Genomic DNA, 16961 nt, shown 5'->3' with positions numbered 1-16961 from the left:
CGTATCGGGTGCGATGGTGTCGGTCGGCTACTACTTGTTCGCTGCCTCGTTGACCGCTGCGATCAATGCGTCGGGCGTGCTGAGCTGGACCGGCTGCCCGTTGATCTTGATCGTCGGGGTCGCATTGACGCCGGAGTTGAGCGCCTTCTGGGTGGTGTCCTTCACAAAGCCGCTGAACTGCCCATCGCCGATGCACTGCTTGAGGTTCGTCGCCCCTACCTGCTTGGCGATCGAGTTGAGCTCATCGTTGGTGAGGCCGGGGCCGCCCTCCTCGGGCTGCTGCGCGTAGAGCGCGTTGTGGAACTTGAGCCAGGTGTCGAAGTTGCCGTCACCGGCGGTCGACTGCGCGACGCACGCCGAGGCGTTGGCCGAGCGGGAGGAGTAATTGGTGGTCGACATGCGGTCGAGGAACGCGATCGGCATGTAATCGACGGCAACCTTCGGGTTGTTGCGGATCTGATCCATGGCACCGGCGAACTGGGTTTCGAACGCGCGGCAGGCGGGGCACTGGAAGTCCTCGACGACCGTCACCGTGACGGGCGGGGTGGTGCCCTTGGGTGCCGTGGTGATCCGATAAGCGTTGTCGGTGGCGACGGTGACGTTGCTCGACGATCCGGTGGCCGACTCGTGGGAGACCAGCACCCAGACGCCGATTCCGACCGCCAGGGCGACCAGCACGACGGCTGCACCGATCTTTATCAGCAGGGAACGGCGCTTCTCCGCCGCTCGCGGGTCAACGATCGGCTTGCGACGCTTGTCGGCCACAGGTCCCTCACATCTCTTTCGCTCGTCATCTGGGGTGAGGACCGACCACATCGTCGTCGACACGAATGCGCCGACACGGCGGGATACCGGTCCATCACGGTTCTCAAGGGTACGCAAGCCTGCCTGAGAAAAGTCATAAGGCTTAGGTCCCCACCTGCGTCACGGGCAGGTCAGCTGGTGCGTTCACCCCGACGAGGAGCGTTGGCTGCTCCGATCAGCGCTTCGCGGGCACGGGCGACTCGCGAGCGCACCGTGCCGACCGGGCAGCCCGTGACCTCGGCCGCTTCCTGATACGACAGCCCGAGGACCTGCGTCAATACCAGGGCCTCACGTCGTTCCGGAGGCAGATCGTCGAGCAGAAGATTGACGTCGACGACGTCTTCCCAACCGGTCGTGCGCGGCTGCCGCGTGTCGGCGGCGTCGATCCAGTCGACGCCTCCCGCGATACGCGGGCGCGACATCGCACGTCGTACGTCGTCGGCGCAGACGCGTCGTGCGATCGCGAGCAGCCAGGTGCGCGCCGTCGAATTGCCTGCGAAGCGGGGGAGTGAACGGATCGCCCTGAGGTAGGTCTCCTGCGTCAGGTCGTCGGCGACGCGGGGGTCGGCGAGATGTGCGACGAATCGCCAGACGTCGCGCTGCGTCTCCCGCACGAACTGCTCGAGCGCCCGACGGTCGCCACGAGCGGCCGCGAAGGCCAGTTCGGTGACTTCAGCGTCGTGGTCGGACGCCGCGCGGTCGGCGGGGGCGGTCATGGGGATCAACCCTAACCTGCGGGGTCATCGCGGATCGAGCTCGGGCGGTAGGCCGCGGTACTCCTTGGCCGGTGGCGAGGCGAACTCACCCGACGCGGTACCCGTGTGCAGGCCCATCGCTGCCATCGCCGAGAGCATCCCGACGCCGGCGGCGACGCCGTCGATGACGGGGACTCCGAGGTCGGCGGAGAGTTCGGCTGCGAGGTCGGCCATGCCCGCGCAGCCGAGCACGATCGCGTCGGAACCGTCCGTCGCGAGTGCTTCACGACACGCCTTCGCGAGGATCTCGGCGGTGTCGGGGTTGGTCTCGAGTTCGAGTACGGCGATCTCACATGCGTGGATGCCGCGGCACTGCGTGCTGAATCCGTAGTGCGACACCAGATCTGCGGCTCGTCCGATCGTCCGGTGCAATGTGGTGACCACCGAGAACCCTCGGCCGAGCGGCGCGGCGAGATGCATTGCCGCCTCGGCGATTCCGAGAACGGGTGCGACCGCGAGTTCACGAGCGGCGTCGAGGCCGGGGTCGCCGAAACATGCAACCAGGTATCCGTCGGCATCGGGGTTGGCGCTGATCGCGCGGAGTAGTCCCGGAACGGACAGCGCCTCGTCGACGTGGCTCTCGATCGACGCGGGTCCGGCCTCGGAGGTGATCGCGACGATCTCGGCGTCGGGCCGTGCCACCGACCGTGCTGCCGAGGCGATCACCGCGGTCATCTCCGCGGTCGTGTTGGGGTTGATGACGCACAACTTCATCGGTGTGGTTGTCTCCCTTGCCTTCTCGTGTAGGGGTGTTCTCGTGGGTTCGTGCGTTGCGAGGAGTTAGACCACGGCCTCGTGGCGACATCGCGACCCACGCAGTTGCGTCGGAGCGGTATCGCCACGAGACGGGTGTCAGGATGCGGGCTCGGCCTCGGGACTCGACGTCGAATCCGTTGTGCCCTGTGTGCCGGCCTTGGCGTCGGCGGCAGGGCTTGCCGTCGGCGAACCGGGAAGCATGGTGCCGTCGGCGGCGACCTCCATGTCGGTGGTGATGGTTGCCGCAGGGACGTGCATGCCGTGGAGGAAGTACGGCGTGGCCAACTTCATTCCGGCGTAGTAGAAGACGAGACCTGCTGCGGCGCCCATGAACCAGGTGAAGCTGGCCTCGTACGACGTGCCCCAGATGACGAAGCAGATCGGGATGATCGACGCGAGCACCACGGAGATGACCGCGACCGGGTTCCAGCCGCCGCGATAGTGGTAGGCCCCCTCCGGGCTCATGGTGAACAGGTCGTCGACGATGATCTTCTGCTTCTTCACGAGGTAGAAGTCAGCGATGAGAATGCCGAACAGCGGTCCGATCACGGCTCCGAGGGTGTCCATTGTGTAGTGGATCGCGCTCGCGTTGTTGAACAGATTCCACGGCGTGATGATGACCGACCCGATCGCTGCGATCATGCCGCCCATGCGCCAGGAGATCTTGGTGGGCGCGACATTCGAGAAGTCGAATGCTGGGGAGACGAAGTTGGCGACGATGTTGATGCCGATCGTGGCGATCGCGAACGTCAGCACGCCGAGGACAGCAGCGGTGGTGTTGTCGATCTTGTCGACGATGTGCACGGGGTCGGTGACGATCTTGCCGTCAGCATCGCGGCCGATCACGGTGACGCCTGCCGAGACGGTGCACACGACGAGGATCGAGAAGAAGAGGAAGTTGACCGGGAGGCCCCAGAAGTTGCCCTTCTTGACCTCGCCGAAGGTCTTGCCGTAGCGCGAGAAATCGCCGAAGTTGAGCATCGGACCCGAGAAGTAGGAGACCACGAGGGCGAAGGCGCTGATCATCATGGTGATGGTCGGCCACGTGCCGCTGATGCCGGAGCCCTCCGACAGGTCGAAGTGCACATTGCTCCACCCGGCCTTGGCGATCAGGTACGCCGCAAGGGCGATCATGACGACGTAGACGGCGGGTCCGCAGAAGTCGATGAACTTGCGGATGGTGTCCATGCCGTTCCAGAAGACGAGCGCCTGCAGCACCCACATCACGACGAAACCGGCCCAGCCGAGCAGTGACAGGCCGAGGAAGGAGTGAGAACCGTTCTCGCCATACGGCTCGAGTGCCGGCCAGAACTTCAATGCCAGCAAACCGAATGCCGTCGATGCCAGGTATGTCTGAATTCCGTACCAGACAACGGCAATGGAGCCGCGGATGATCGCCGGGATGTTGGCGCCCTTGACGCCGAAGCAGATTCGCGTGGTGACCGGGTAGGGCACACCGGCCTGCTGGGAGGGCTTTGCCACCAGGTTGCACAACAGGTTGACGGCGACGATGCCCACCAACAGTGCCACGAGGACCTGCCACGACGAGATGCCCAGTGCGAAAAGGCTTCCGGCGAACACGTAGCCGCCGACGCTGTGCACGTCCGACATCCAGAACGCGAAGATGTTGTACCAGGTCCAGCTCTGCTCTTTCAGCGGAGCGAGATCCTCGTTCGTCAATTGCTGGTCGTAGCCGACCTTGATGATGCTCTCGCCCGCCGCACTATGGTGCTCGGTGGCGATTTGCGCGTCGGGTGAAGCGCTCATGATTCTCCTCGGGCCTTGGTGACATCGGAGTGGTCTCCGAAGTGCCTGAGTCGAAACTAAGAACGATTTGTTACCCGACAATTAACGCGCAAATATATTCCGCGTCACACCGAATATATTCGCGGATCAGTCCGCGATGGTCCCGGAGTGCGTCGCGGATCGGTACCTGCGACCGGTGCGCGAATCGTGAACGGCGCCGACGACGGCGACCGCCGCGATCACCACACCCGCGACGAGTAGCGCGGTGCCCATGTGGATGCGCATCAACACCACACCGAGTGCCGCGCCCGCGATCAACGAGACGACCGCGGCGGTGCGTCGACCTGTTCCGCCGCCGCGGCCCGACCCGAAGAAGGAGTCGGCGGCGAGGCCTGTGATGGTCGAGGTCACGACGACGGTCGTCACGTCTTTGACGGCCACAGCGCGGGCCGCGGCGGCCTGAATGCCCATCGCGGTGGCCGCGATCGTCGTCACCGTGATCATCACCGCATGTTCCGGGTCGTCGCCCGAGATGAACAGGGTGATGGCCAGGGCGACCATCGTTGCCGAGACCACTGCGAACAGGATCGTGGAGCCCAGCGTCCAGCGCCGGTCGGCGCGCCGTAGTGTGCGACCGCCGATCGCGGCACCCACCATGAAGCCCGCGAGTGCCATTGCGGGTCCGAGGATCGGCAGACCCGAACCGCCCGCGAGCGCCATGCCGAGGATCACGACGTTGCCGGTCATGTTGCCGGTGAAGACCTTGTCGAGACCGAGGTAGCCGACGGCGTCGTTGATGCCGGTGGTGAACGTCAGAGCCAGCATCAGTGCCAGGTGCATACGTTCGGTGGGAATCGCGTAGATGCGGGTCAGCAACGCGGGAATCCTCCTGGTTCTGGGGTGGCAACCGGACGCGCGGTCGCGAAGTCGATCGCCCGGGCGATGAGTGCGGTGTCGCTGCCGCGCGGGCCGACGAGGCTGCGTCCGATCGGGCCATCCGACGTCTCGCGGTGCGGGAACGTCACCGCGGGTCGACCTGTCGCGGCCGCGATCGCCGTCAGTTGCAGTGTGGCCGTTCGGGTCTTCTCGACCTCTGCGTCGGATGCCCACCGGCGAGGTGCGGCCGTTGCGGCCGCGGGAATGTCGAGGAGGTCATCGCCGAGTCGCTTGTCGATCTGCGCCGCGAGGGCAGCCAGGTCGTCACGTGCTCGGGCGTCGTCGTCGGCGTCGATGGCTGCCGCTGCGGCGAACCGCGCAGCTGCCGATCCCTCGAGTGCACCGGGATGCGCGGTGATCCAGTCGCCGTGGACAGACCATGCCTGGAACGCCTGGTGTACGCGGAATGCCTCGGCAAGACGGGCGAGTTCGACGTCGTCGACGTGGATGTCGTCGAGTGTTGCCACACCGGAACCGATGGCGGTCGTCGACGGGTCGTCGAGCAGTGTCGTGGTCGCCAGTGCCAGGATGTCGGGGTCGCGACTCAGGAGTCCGATGGCGTCGAAATCCGGTGCCAGCGGTAACAACCCGCGCGTGGAGACGGACCCGTGCGTCGAACGCAGGCCCCACAGACCCTGATACGACGCGGGGGTGCGGATCGACCCGGCGGTGTCGGTCGCGAGCCCGAGGTCGGCGTCGCCGTGTGCGACGGCGCTTGCGGGGCCGCTCGACGAGCCACCGGGAAGCGCTGCCGGGACCGCGGCGTTGGGGGGTGTGCCGTGGTGCGGGTTGTCGCCCGCCATCGAGTAGGCGAACTGGTCGGTGCGGGCGATGCCGCGAATGTGTGCACCCGAGTTCAGCAGCCGCGCAACGGCTGTGGCGTGCTCAGTGGCGATCGGGGCCGATTGTTCGTAGGCGGGTACCCCGCCGCCGGTGGCGAAACCGGCCACCGCGAAAACGTCTTTGACGGCGACTGTCGTCCCGGTCAGCGGTCCCGGTGCGCTCGACGCGACGAGGGGATCGCCGACGACTCGCCACACCGTCGAATCGAATCCGCGACGCGGCGTGCTCGCGTGGACCGTGGCGAGCCGCCAGGTCGTGTCGTCGCGTCGCCACAGCTGCGACTGCACGGCCCGGCCTCCGTCGGGTACGTCGTAGACGACGAGAGCGTCTCCGAGATCGGTTGCACGAGTGCGGATCTGAACATCACGCAAGCTGCCGATGGCGTGTGTGAGCGCGCCCGAACGCAGTGTGTCGGCGACGCCGTGGAGCACCCCCGGTCCTGCGACGCAGGTGACGTCGGCGCACAGAAACCGGTGCAGTGCTGTGCGGTCGTCTCCTACCGCCGCCGCCCAGAAACGACGTACGACGGCGCCGAGGTCGTCGGGTGCGGTCACTGCGCGAAATCCGATCGTCGAATCCGCGCGTGCACGCCCTTCACGAGGTCGACGACCTGCGAGATGTTGAAATCCGTTGCGGCACTGAGATAGGCGAGAGCCTGTGGGGGTTCCATGCCGTATCGCACTCCCAGCAGCGAGATCGCGGACCGGACGCAATTCTGCACGGCCACATCGAGGTCGGGGTCGAGGCCGGTCGGGATCAAGAACTCCCGGGTCTCGGCGACCGGGGCCACGAGGCCGCCAAAGCGTGCGGCGACGTCGGAGGCGGGGATGACGTCGAATCGGATGGTTGCCCGTAGCGACGCTTCCAGCGCCGTCAGGGCGACCTCGCCGTCGCCCTGCGCGAAGTGGGGGTCACCGACATACGCGAGCGCACCGGGAACCTGCACCGGCAGATAGAGGGTCGCGCCCTCGGTCAGGAGCGTGAGGTCGAGGTTGCCGCCGTGCGGGCCGGGCTGAATCGAGTTGCGCCGCACGGCGCCTGCAGTGGCAACGCCCATGATGCCCAGGAACGGGGCAAGCGGAAAGCGTGCGGCCAGTTGCGGGTTCGAGGACGATAGGGGCAGAACTCCGCGGGCCTCGTCGCCCTCGCCTTCCACCGAGACGAATGCGCTGTACGTCGCACCGCCGATCGGGTACTCGCCCGGCAGCGAACCGCGACCGTGACGATTCGACACGACGCCGTAGGGGACCCGACGCCTGGTCTCCACGACGGTCATCGCGAGAAGGTCGCCGGGCTGCGCACCACGCACCTCGATGGGTCCGGTCACGACATGCGGTCCGTCGACGCCCTGGACATGCGTGCGGTCGGAGGCGCACAGGGCGACTGCCTCGTCGAGCACCATGTCGGGATCGACGCCGTGCCCGCCGAAGAAGCCACGGGGATCGCGCCCCTGGTCGGCGAGAATGCCTTCGTGGCTGAGGGTGTCGATGGTGACGCTGGTTCCCGGGTCGATCGACATGATGGCGGTGTCGGTCGCGCAGGGCAGATCGCCCCAGAAGACGTCGTCGTGCCGGCAGGCCAGGTAGTCATCGCCGATGATCGGGCCGGAACCCGCTGGGAGGATGACGTTGTCACTTGCGGTGCGGGTGGTTCCGGAAGGCTGAGCGGTCCCGAAGTTCTGGATTGTCACTGATTGCTCCGTTCGACGAGTCGGACGACTTCTTCGAGGTGTGCGGTCATGGCGGCGACCGCTTGGTCATGGTCGTTGGCGCGTACGGCCTCGAGGATGTCCCGGTGGCCGTTGTAGGAGTTGCGTCGACCTTCGCGGGTGGCGTGTGAGCGCGCGCGAACCGTCTGGACCCACCCCGCACTGAGTTGGCACAGCGACACCAGCAGTGGGTTGCGTGCGGCACGCGCGAGCTGCATGTGGAAGGCGACATCCTGGGCCAGCGATTCGGTGGGATTGAGGCCGGTGTGGGTCGACGCCAGGATGGATTCGAGCGCAACGAGATCCGATGCCGTTGCCCGGTCGGCTGCGAGGCCGGCGACCTGCGGTTCGATCAGCATGCGTAGTTCGGCGACGTGATCTTCTTCGGCGTCGGCGCTCATCGTCTCCAACAGTGCTGTGGCGTTGGCCGAGCGGGGTGCGACGACGGTGCCGCGTCCGGGTGTGCGGGTGACGAGTCTGCGTTGCTCGAGGTCGCTGAGTGCTTCGCGGATCGTGGTGCGGGAGACCTCGAGGTTCTCGGCGAGTACGCGCTCGGGCGGCAGCTTGTCGCCGGGGGAGAGGTCGTCGACCACCACTTTCTCCAGGTAGGCGGCAGTGCTGGCACTGAGTGTGTGTCCGCGACGCAGCATGCTCTCTCCTCGTACTTGGCGAATCTTGGTCTCTTGGTAGGACCAACTTTAACCGATGCGTTACGGCTCGTGCAGTGCGAGGAAACAACTCCGACCGAAGGTGAAGACAGATCTCGACGCCGTGTGACGCGGCGTCGAACCACCGAAGGAGCGACCACATGGACCTGGTTCTGCGCGACGCACGGTTGTCTGACGATGGCCCAGTCGTCGACATCGAGATCGACGACGGGCACATCCGCGACATCTGTTCGCAGAGCACGGCTGTGGCGGTCGAGACGATCGAATGTGCGGGCCGCGTGGTGATTCCGGGCCTGATCGAATCGCACATGCACCTCGACAAGGCGCTCCTCAACAAGGAGGAACCCAACCGCGACGGCACGCTCGCGGGCGCGATCTCGGTGACCGGCGCGCTCAAACGTCGCTTCACCCCGGATGCTGTCGCCGACCGTGCACGGCAGGTGATCGATCAGGCGATCATCAACGGCACCAGCCTGATTCGGGCTCATCCCGATGTGGACCCGATCATCGGGTTGCTCGGCGTCGAGGTACTGCTCGAGCTGCGCGACGAGTATCGTGGGCGCATCGATCTGCAGATCGTCGCCTTTCCACAAGAGGGAATTCTCAAGGCGCCCGGCACCATCGACCTGATGCGTGAGGCGCTGCGTCGCGGCGTCGACGTGGTGGGCGGGTGTACCTACAACGAAGCCGACGTCGCCGACTGCCACCGCCACATCGACATGGTCTTCGACCTCGCCGAGGAGTTCGGGGTAAGAGTCGACATGCACGCCGACTTCGCCGACGACGCGTCCGATCCGCGTTTCGGTCTGGCCGCACGGATCGCCGAGGTCACCGCAGACCGCGGTATGGCTGGGCGGGTCGCGGTGGGGCACATGACGTCGTTGGCGGGCCTGCCCGTCGGTGAGCGTCGCGCCGTGCTCGCCGACCTCGCGGCGTCGGGCGTCGCGGTGGTTCCCCTGCCTGCCACCGACATTCACCTCGGCGGGCGCACCGACACCCACAACATTCGACGAGGTGTGGTTCCGGTGCGCGATCTGTGGGACGCGGGTGTGCAATGCGCCTTCTCGTCGAACAACGTGCGCAACGCCTTCACGCCCTACGGGAATGCCGACCTACTCGACATCGGCCTGTTTCTCGCGCAGATCTCGCATCTGTCGGGTCCCGACGATCTCGCCAAGGTGCTGAACATGGCCACCTACTCCGCCGCCGACATCGTCGGTATCGCCGACCGGTACGGAATCGCGCCGGGCCGACGAGCGGATCTCGTTGTGCTGTCGACACACAATGTCGCCGACGCCCTACTTGATCGGCCTGACCGCTGCTTTGTCATCAAAGACGGGCGCGTCGTCGCCCGTACCACCCGATCCACCGAATTGTTGGAGGTTGTCCATGCGTGACCGCATTCCCCACGAGATCGTCGCGTCCATCCTCGCGGGTCTGACCGCGTTCATCGGCGGGACCGCGCTCAACCTACCGCCCTGGGCGATCTTCATCGGTTGGGCCGGAACGTTCTTGCTCGGCGGTCCGTCCTGGGCGAACGCCAGGCGCTTGTGGCTGACCATGCCGGTTGGGTCGACGTTCGCGCTCGTCATCGTGCTCATCGATACGCACATCGGCACGATCGCCGGGGAGGGGCGGTTTGCGCAGAACCTCGTGCTTGCGGTGATCATCTTCGTGGTCAACTCGGCGTTGATGTTCTCCGGGAGGATCGGGGCGCTCGCGTTGATCCCGGGCATGTTCCTCGGCTTCGCCTCGTACTTCGCGACCTTCTTCGGCGGATTCGGGTTCGACGCGGGAAATCCCTGGGCCGCGTGGGTGTCCGTGGTCGCGATGAACTTCCTGGGACCGGTGTTCGCGTATCTCTCGGTACGCCTTGCCTTTCCGCGCGCAGCCTCTTCCGGCGAAGCCGCGTCGGCAACCTCCGACATCTCCGTCGCGGCATCCGATCATGAGGCGAACCCGGATGCCGAGCCGACGTCCCGGAATGTTCCGTCAGCCGAGATCCGGTCGCACACCGAGTGATTCGCTGGTCTCGATGATCGCTTCCTCGAGCCGGGCGTGATGAACACCCGCGGCGGCGAGGACGGCCGACGTGTCGCGGGCGGTGAAGGCGTCGAGCAGGTCGGCGTGGTCGGAGTTCAGCTTCGCCTGGGTCGGGGAGTCGACGGACCGCATCACCTGGAATGGTTCGGTGAGGTTCCAGGTCGCGTCGAACATGTTGAGTAGACGCGGCATCGCGCACGGGGCGGTCAGCGTGGTGTGGAACCGCCGCGACACATCGTGAAAGGCCTTGCCGTCGTTGAACTTCGTTGCGGTCAGGAGTTCCTGGTGAAACTCGGTGGCCGCAGCGATCTGCGCGTCAGTGATGTTCGAGACGGATCGGGCGAGAGCGGCCTGCTCGAGCACACCGCGAACGAAGTAGATCTCCTTGAGTTCGGCAAGGGACAGTTGGCTGACGTGATAACCGGAATTGCGCTGGTGGTCGACGAGACCTTCGCCGACAAGGGTTTTCAGTGCTTCGCGGACAGGGATCGCGCTGACACCAAACGCGTCGGCGATGTCGGCGAGCATGATCTGAGTTCCGGGAGGCGCGCCGCCGGAGAGAATCAGTCGACGCAGTTCCTCGAGCACGTTGGCGCGATCGTTGCCCGACCGGGTCTCGGCGAGCTGGACGAGCAGGCGGTTGGTCATCTTGCTACTCATGGTGCACGTGCCCCTGCTTGCGGTCTCGAACTTCCCGATGTGCCGACGCAGCAGAGGGGTGACGTGTGATCCATTGCGCCACAGCCTCGGTGAGTCGCTGCTGATTGTGGCGCTTGACGATCTCGTGGCCCTCGTCGTCGAACATCAGAAGTTCGGCGATCCCGCCGCGGGCACGCAACTCGTCGACCATCTGCTGGGATTCGCTGACCGGCACGTTGGTGTCGTGTGCGCCGTGGACCACCAGCAGCGGCGCGGTGATGTCGTCGATGCGGTGGATCGGAGAGAGATCGCGGAGTAGTTCGCGATCGGATTCGGGGTGCCCGTACTTGGTGTACGCCGCGACGGCGATCCACGGTTCGGTGTTCCGGAAGAACGACTCGAGGTCGCTCATGCCGCAGATCGCGATGCCCGCGGCGAACACTTCGGGATGAAAAGTCAACGCCGCCAACGTGAGGTAACCGCCATAGGAGCGTCCCGAGACGTAGAGGCGGTCGGGATCGGCAACGCCGGACGAACACACATGCGCCGCACAGTCGGCCGCGTCGTCGATGCCCGCGTACCGGCCGTACCGGTCGTCGGCGTGAGAGAAGAGACGACCGTAACCCGACGACCCGCGCACATTGGGTGCGAACACCGAGATCCCGGCGTCGACGAGTGGTCCGAACAGGAACTGGTAGTCGGGACGGGTTTCGGCCTCGGGGCCGCCGTGGAAGTACAGCAGACACGGCGGCGGGCCGACGTCGGTACTCTTGGCGCGGTACAGCCAGCCGGACAAGGGCATCCCGTCGCGCGCGGAGAACTCGCGGTACTCCGGACGCAGCGCCGACGACGGTCCGGTGCCGGTGACGACGTCGTCGCGGATCGGGGTCACGGTGGATGTCGGCGTGTGCACGAGATGGACGAGCGGTGAGTGCTGTGGGCACGAAATGGTCAGCGCGACAATGGTTCCGGCGGCACTGATCGACAGATCCGACGCGACGTCGCCGGGCAGTGGGATCGGTTCGTGCAGAGTCTGATCCGGCAGTGTGAGGATCTGCAGTTCGCTTCGGCCGCCCACGTTCCAGAGCATCGCGACCGTCGACTGGTCGTTACTGACCGCGAACTCGTCGAGTCCCGCGCCTGCGCGCTGGGCGAGGACACGGAAACGCTTTCCGGTCTTGGAGACCTCGACGCCGAGCAGGCGGGGGAACTTGGCGTCGAAATCGCTCGTCACCAAGGCCTGCACGCTGTCGAGATCGCGGCTGGAATCCTGTGGGGGGCCGACGAACACGAGCGACGGGTGGTCGAATCCCTGGTCGAGGATGTAGCCCTGATCGGTCACCGAGCCGGGATCGTTGGGCAGGATGGTCGACATCGACATCTCGTCCGAGCCGGTGTTGTCCTCTGCGTCGTTGCGGCGCAGCAGCAGCATATCGCGGTATCCGCGCGGGCCGACGCGAAGGAGCGCAGCACCCTTCCAGGAGTCGATCAACTCGCCGCCGACGCGGACATCGAGTATCTCGGTCGCGCCCGTTCCCGGATGTGCGCGAACCGAATACGCCGTGCCATCGGGGGTCGTCGCGGTGATCAGAACCCAATCGGTGTCCCAGCCGACGAGCGAGACCGTTCCGAACGAACGTCGCGAACCGAGGGTCGCCCTGTTCGACCAGTCGGATTCGGTCTCCTGGCGGTTGCTCCCGATGCGATGCGACCTGTTGTCGTCGGGATCAGTGGTGACGACCCAGACCTGGTGGTGCTCACCGCCACTCGGCGCCAACTCGACGGCGAGCCATTCGCCGTCCATCGAGTGCACGAGCTTGCGGACGGGGCCGGTTGCGGGAACGCTGACCCAGCGCAGCTCGCCGACACCCTCGGGCGACAACACACGCTGTGCCGCACGCGGATACCCTGCGCCGTCGTCGACGATGTAGGCGAACGCCCGGCCGTCCGGCGAGACCGACGGCCCGTAGGTGTGCCACCCGCGATCATCGAAGTTGACGAGAGTGGTCTCGGCGACCTGTTCGTCGACGATTCCGGTGTCCGTGATGTCGTCCGCGCTCACCTTGGGGTGATGTCTTCCATGGTCTGCAGCCACATTTCGAGTACGGCAAGCTGCCACAACTCGTTGGAATCGAGCGTGGTGCGCGTGCCGTTGGGATCGGCAAACAACCGGTCTAGGGTCTCGGGCCGATACAGGGCACGGTCTTTCGCCGACTGCGCGCGCAGGGTGTCGGTGACGAGATCGAGTACGCCGCCCTCGAGGTGGCGGATGCCGGGGACGGGGAAGTAGCCCTTGGTGCGGTCGATCACCGCTGCGGGCAACAACTTTCGAGATGCCTCCTTGAGCACCCCTTTGCCACTCGGATTCAGCTTGAGGTCGGGCGGGCATGTCGCGGCGAGCTCGACGAATTGATGGTCGAGGAACGGCACACGTGCTTCGAGACCCCACGCCATCGTCATCGTGTCGACTCGTTTCACCGGGTCGTCGACCAGCATGACGGTGGTGTCGAGACGCAACGCTGCGTCGACGGCTGAATCGGCGCCGGGGGCCGATTGGTGCGCGAGTGCGAACTCCCAACTGGGGTCGTAGTTGCTGTCGCCGAGCAGGTACTGATCGTTGAGCAGTGCCAGGATATCGGCGTGCGAGCGGTCGAAGAAGACCTCGCGGTAGGCCTTGGTTGTCTCTTCGCGTGCGATTCCCTGCAGCGGGGGATACCACGAGTAGCCGCCGAGGATCTCGTCGGCGCCCTGCCCCGACTGCACCACCTTGATCGACTTACTGACCTCCTGCGACAGGAGATAGAAGGCGACGCAGTCGTGGCTGATCATGGGCTCGCTCATGGCCGCGATGGTGTCGGGCACGGCGGGCAGGAGGCGATCGGTGCCGATGTGGATCTTGTGGTGATCGGTGCCGAAGGTGTCGGCGATGAGGTCGGAGTAGGCGTACTCGTCGCCGGATTCGCCTCCCGCGGAATCGAATCCGATGCTGAATGTCGCGAGATCCTTCTGCCCCTGCTCGGCGAGCAGCGCCACGACCAACGACGAATCGATTCCGCCGGAGAGCAGCACACCGACGGGGACGTCGGCGACCATGCGACGTCGAACCGAGGTGCGCAGCGAATCCATCAATTCGTCCTGCCAGCGCACCGCGTCCCAGTCGGCACGGCTGGGATCGGGCGCGAAAACCGGTTCCCAGTAACGGCGTTCGGTGCTGCGCCCGTCGGGCTGGATGACGCGCACGGTGGCTGGCGGCAACTTGCGCACACCGTTGTAGATGGTGTGGGGTGCGGGAACCACGGCGTGGAAGCTGAAATAGTGATGCAGCGCAACACGATCGAGCGTCGTGTCGACATCGCCCGCGCGCAGGAGTGCCTGCAACGACGACGCGAATCGCAGCCGTCCGGGAGTCTCCGAGAGATAGAGCGGTTTGATTCCCAGCCGGTCGCGCGCGAGGGTCACCACACCGGAGTCGGTGTCGACGACGGCGAACGCGAACATCCCGATGAGGTGATCGACGCAGTCGGTGCCCCAGGCGTGAAACGCCTTGATGATCACTTCACTGTCGGCGTGGGAGAAGAAGCGGTAGCCCTTGTCCTCGAGTTCTGCGCGCAGTTCCTTGTAGTTGTAGATGCAACCGTTGAACACCATCGCGAGGCCGAGTTCGGAGTCGACCATCGGCTGCGCGCCGCGTTCGGACAGGTCGATGATCTTGAGCCGTCGATGCCCGAGGGCCACCGACCCCTTCACGAACAGTCCTGAACCGTCGGGACCGCGACGGGTCATCGAGCAGGTCATGGTGTCGACGGCGGAGGCGTCGGGCGCCGAGCCGTCGAACCGGATTTCACCGCAGATGCCACACATGTAGTCAGTCCTCTCGGTTGCTTGACTTGTTCAGCCTAGGAGTTTCGCCAGGGCCCGGCAGGGCGAGTGCGGCGCGCCAGGTCACGTGGTCGGCGTGACCCAGGTGGTGATCTCGCAGTGGACGACCTCGACGCCCTGCGTGTCGGTGATCGAGATCGACACCACCACATCACGTCCGGAGTCGATGGCGGCGAAGTCGACGGGTTCGGCGAGCGTGGCGACGGCCGACAGGCGGGTGGTCGCCTTGGTCAGGTAGTCGGCGGTCATTCCCTTCGGAATCCACCGATGCGTCGTCGGTGTCGTCGCCTCCATCAGCATGCCCATCGCAACCTCGGCGAGGTTACATGCCGCGATGGCGTGGAAGGTGTGGATGTGGTTGTAGACGCCGAACCACTTGGGTGCGGTGACCTTGCAGTATCCGGGCCGCATCTCGTCGACGAACGGCAGGATTGTGCCGAAGTACGGCACGCGCACCGACATCCCGAGGGAGAAGAGCGCTTTTCCGAGCGCGTTGTCGGGAAGTTTTTGGCGCAGTGCGTAGGTGGGCGAGAGAGCAGCGCGGGTCACGGACGTTGGCGTTGATGACGATTTGGCGTCGGACATTGCCCGGATGCTACTCGGGCGAGGAACCTTGATGGGGTGACGCCTCCTTCCGAGAAGGACCCACCGCCCTCAGATCACCCGGAGTCGACCGACCAGCCCAGTTCGACCGAGCAGTCCGATGCGACCGACCACGGCGATTCGGACAGCCCGACGTCGAGCGCCGACCACGCTGACCACCCGCACCATTTCCATCTCAGCCCGACGTGGGGGCGCGGCGGTATTCCGCTGATCGTCGGCGTGATCATCTACTTCATCCCGGCTCCGGCAGGCGTCGACGCCAACGGCATGCACATGCTCGGGATCTTCGTCGCGACGATCCTGGGACTGATCCTGCAGCCGCTGCCGACGGGTTCGGTGGCGATCATCGGACTCGCGCTGGCAATGGTCACCAAGACGATGACGCCCAAAGAAGCGCTCGCGGGCTTCTCGAACGCGACGATCTGGCTCATCGTCGCGTCGTTCTTCATCGCCGAAGCGTTCATCGTCACGGGTCTCGGGCGTCGTGTCGCGCTGATCTTCGTGCGCGCAATAGGCAAGTCGAGTCTCGGGTTGGCGTACGGGATGGGGATCGCCGATCTCATCCTTGCCCCCGCGACGCCGTCGAACACCGCACGCGCGGGCGGAGTGATCTACCCGATCGTGCGATCGCTCGCCGAACTCGTCGACTCGACGCCGAAGACCGATGCCTCGCGGCGCAAACTCGGCGCCTACCTGATGCTGACGGCGCTGCAGGTCAACGTGGTCACCTCCGCCATGTTCCTCACCGCGATGGCGGGAAATCCGCTGGCCCAGGAGGCCGCGGAGAAGATGAAGATCGAGATCACCTGGGGCAACTGGGCCCTCGCCGCGATCGTTCCCGGTCTCGTCAGCCTCGTCGCGACGCCGTGGGTGATGTCGAAGATCTACGCGCCGACGCTCAAGAAGACACCGGAGGCCCCCGCCCTCGCGCGCGACGAATTGAAGAAGAGCGGCTCGATGTCGCGCAACGAGTGGATTCTCGCTGCCACGTTCGTGCTGCTGCTCGTCCTGTGGTGTCTTGGCAAACAACTGAACGTCGACGCGACGACGACGGCCTTCGCGGGCATCGCGATTCTTCTCGTCACCGGCGTGCTGACGTGGAAGGACATCGTCACCGACACCGGAGCGTGGCAGACGCTGATCTTCTTCGGTGTGCTCGTCGCGATGGCCGACGAACTCCGCAAGCTCAAGGTGATCGACTGGGTCGGCGACAAGGTGGCGTCCAGCGTCGACGGCCTGCCGTGGTTGGTGGCGTTCGCCGTCCTCACGCTCGTCTACTTCTACGTGCACTATCTGTTCGCGTCGAACACCGCGCAGATCGTCGCGATGTACGCCGTGTTCCTCGGTGCGGCGGTCGCCACCGGAGCGCCGCCGCTGTTCAGTGCGCTGGTCTTCGGTTTCATCGGCAGCCTGTTCGGCGGATTGGCGCACTACTCGTCCGGTCCGGCAGGTGTCATGTACGGGTCGGGCTACATCAAGACCAGTGAGTGGTTCCGCGTCGGCTTCCTGATGTCGGTGGTCAACATCATCATCTGGACCGCGATCGGTGCGCCCTGGATGAAGCTCGTCGGCATCTGGTGA

Annotated in this window: 15 protein-coding genes; 3 read left to right on the top strand and 12 right to left on the bottom strand. The window is 65.5% G+C overall.

What is annotated here, in order from left to right; translation table 11 throughout:
* Positions 1–30: 30 nt before the first annotated feature.
* The 8 genes from A5766_RS01730 to A5766_RS01695 form a co-directional block, all read right to left on the bottom strand.
* Positions 31–765 carry a DsbA family protein gene (locus tag A5766_RS01730; RefSeq protein WP_005203903.1) on the bottom strand — a complete coding sequence of 245 codons (735 nt, stop codon included), beginning with the start codon at positions 763–765 and terminating at the stop codon, positions 31–33.
* 170 nt (positions 766–935) lie between these two features.
* Complete coding sequence (locus A5766_RS01725; RefSeq protein ID WP_039854871.1) at positions 936–1520, bottom strand: sigma-70 family RNA polymerase sigma factor; 585 nt, start codon at positions 1518–1520, stop codon at positions 936–938.
* Positions 1521–1544: 24 nt separating this feature from the next.
* Positions 1545–2273: an aspartate/glutamate racemase family protein gene (locus A5766_RS01720; RefSeq protein WP_005203908.1), complete on the bottom strand. Its 729-nt coding sequence runs from the start codon at positions 2271–2273 to the stop codon at positions 1545–1547.
* Positions 2274–2411: 138 nt separating this feature from the next.
* Positions 2412–4082: an NCS1 family nucleobase:cation symporter-1 gene (locus A5766_RS01715; RefSeq protein ID WP_005203910.1), complete on the bottom strand. Its 1671-nt coding sequence runs from the start codon at positions 4080–4082 to the stop codon at positions 2412–2414.
* A 126-nt stretch (positions 4083–4208) separates the two neighbouring features.
* On the bottom strand, positions 4209–4937 hold the full coding sequence (locus A5766_RS01710) for a DUF1275 family protein (protein WP_005203911.1): 729 nt from the start codon (positions 4935–4937) through the stop codon (positions 4209–4211).
* Positions 4931–6394, bottom strand: coding sequence for an amidase family protein (locus A5766_RS01705; RefSeq protein WP_005203912.1), 1464 nt, complete (start codon positions 6392–6394; stop codon positions 4931–4933). Before A5766_RS01705 ends, A5766_RS01710 begins: the two co-directional genes overlap by 7 nt.
* Entirely contained in the window at positions 6391–7530 is a 1140-nt protein-coding gene (locus tag A5766_RS01700) for an acetamidase/formamidase family protein (protein ID WP_005203913.1), read from the bottom strand. The genes A5766_RS01705 and A5766_RS01700 overlap by 4 nt, the downstream gene beginning before the upstream one ends.
* A complete protein-coding gene (locus tag A5766_RS01695; RefSeq protein ID WP_005203914.1) occupies positions 7527–8198 on the bottom strand; it encodes a FadR/GntR family transcriptional regulator in 672 nt (223 codons plus the stop codon). The genes A5766_RS01700 and A5766_RS01695 overlap by 4 nt, the downstream gene beginning before the upstream one ends.
* 158 nt (positions 8199–8356) lie before the next feature.
* Between A5766_RS01695 and A5766_RS01690 the strand changes: the two genes are divergently transcribed.
* Together A5766_RS01690 and A5766_RS01685 are read left to right on the top strand one after the other, a co-directional pair.
* Complete coding sequence (locus tag A5766_RS01690) at positions 8357–9613, top strand: amidohydrolase family protein (RefSeq protein WP_005203915.1); 1257 nt, start codon at positions 8357–8359, stop codon at positions 9611–9613.
* Positions 9606–10238: a DUF1097 domain-containing protein gene (locus tag A5766_RS01685; RefSeq protein ID WP_005203917.1), complete on the top strand. Its 633-nt coding sequence runs from the start codon at positions 9606–9608 to the stop codon at positions 10236–10238. Before A5766_RS01690 ends, A5766_RS01685 begins: the two co-directional genes overlap by 8 nt.
* Here A5766_RS01685 and A5766_RS01680 read toward each other — a convergent pair.
* The 4 genes from A5766_RS01680 to A5766_RS01665 all read right to left on the bottom strand — a co-directional run bounded on the left by A5766_RS01680 (position 10209) and on the right by A5766_RS01665 (position 15362).
* Positions 10209–10919: a GntR family transcriptional regulator gene (locus tag A5766_RS01680; RefSeq protein ID WP_005203918.1), complete on the bottom strand. Its 711-nt coding sequence runs from the start codon at positions 10917–10919 to the stop codon at positions 10209–10211. The genes A5766_RS01685 and A5766_RS01680 overlap by 30 nt on opposite strands.
* A complete protein-coding gene (locus A5766_RS01675; RefSeq protein WP_156527331.1) occupies positions 10912–12960 on the bottom strand; it encodes a S9 family peptidase in 2049 nt (682 codons plus the stop codon). Before A5766_RS01675 ends, A5766_RS01680 begins: the two co-directional genes overlap by 8 nt.
* Positions 12957–14759, bottom strand: coding sequence for an N-acetylglutaminylglutamine amidotransferase (locus A5766_RS01670; protein WP_064862852.1), 1803 nt, complete (start codon positions 14757–14759; stop codon positions 12957–12959). The genes A5766_RS01675 and A5766_RS01670 overlap by 4 nt, the downstream gene beginning before the upstream one ends.
* An 81-nt stretch (positions 14760–14840) precedes the next feature.
* Positions 14841–15362, bottom strand: coding sequence for a hotdog fold domain-containing protein (locus A5766_RS01665; protein ID WP_064862853.1), 522 nt, complete (start codon positions 15360–15362; stop codon positions 14841–14843).
* Positions 15363–15398: 36 nt separating this feature from the next.
* On the opposite strand from A5766_RS01665, the gene A5766_RS01660 reads away from it, so the two are divergent.
* The gene (locus A5766_RS01660; protein WP_064862854.1) at positions 15399–16961 is read left to right on the top strand and encodes an anion permease; all 1563 of its coding nucleotides are present in this window, start codon (positions 15399–15401) and stop codon (positions 16959–16961) included.

It is taken from the genome of Gordonia sp. 852002-51296_SCH5728562-b (assembly GCF_001665475.1).
In the GTDB taxonomy this organism is placed as follows: Bacteria; Actinomycetota; Actinomycetes; order Mycobacteriales; family Mycobacteriaceae; genus Gordonia; species Gordonia sputi.
Note: the sequence above shows the minus strand (reverse complement) of the source record. Positions and strands in the feature narration are given on the sequence as shown.

Excerpts from the sequence above, each read along its gene's own strand:
- A5766_RS01725 (WP_039854871.1), bottom strand. The coding sequence starts at position 1,520 with ATGACCGCCCCCGCCGACCGCGCGGCGTCCGACCACGACGCTGAAGTC.
- A5766_RS01720 (WP_005203908.1), bottom strand. The coding sequence starts at position 2,273 with ATGAAGTTGTGCGTCATCAACCCCAACACGACCGCGGAGATGACCGCG.
- A5766_RS01715 (WP_005203910.1), bottom strand. The coding sequence starts at position 4,082 with ATGAGCGCTTCACCCGACGCGCAAATCGCCACCGAGCACCATAGTGCG.
- A5766_RS01695 (WP_005203914.1), bottom strand. The coding sequence starts at position 8,198 with ATGCTGCGTCGCGGACACACACTCAGTGCCAGCACTGCCGCCTACCTG.
- A5766_RS01690 (WP_005203915.1), top strand. The coding sequence starts at position 8,357 with ATGGACCTGGTTCTGCGCGACGCACGGTTGTCTGACGATGGCCCAGTC.
- A5766_RS01685 (WP_005203917.1), top strand. The coding sequence starts at position 9,606 with ATGCGTGACCGCATTCCCCACGAGATCGTCGCGTCCATCCTCGCGGGT.
- A5766_RS01680 (WP_005203918.1), bottom strand. The coding sequence starts at position 10,919 with ATGAGTAGCAAGATGACCAACCGCCTGCTCGTCCAGCTCGCCGAGACC.
- A5766_RS01670 (WP_064862852.1), bottom strand. The coding sequence starts at position 14,759 with ATGTGTGGCATCTGCGGTGAAATCCGGTTCGACGGCTCGGCGCCCGAC.
- A5766_RS01665 (WP_064862853.1), bottom strand. The coding sequence starts at position 15,362 with ATGTCCGACGCCAAATCGTCATCAACGCCAACGTCCGTGACCCGCGCT.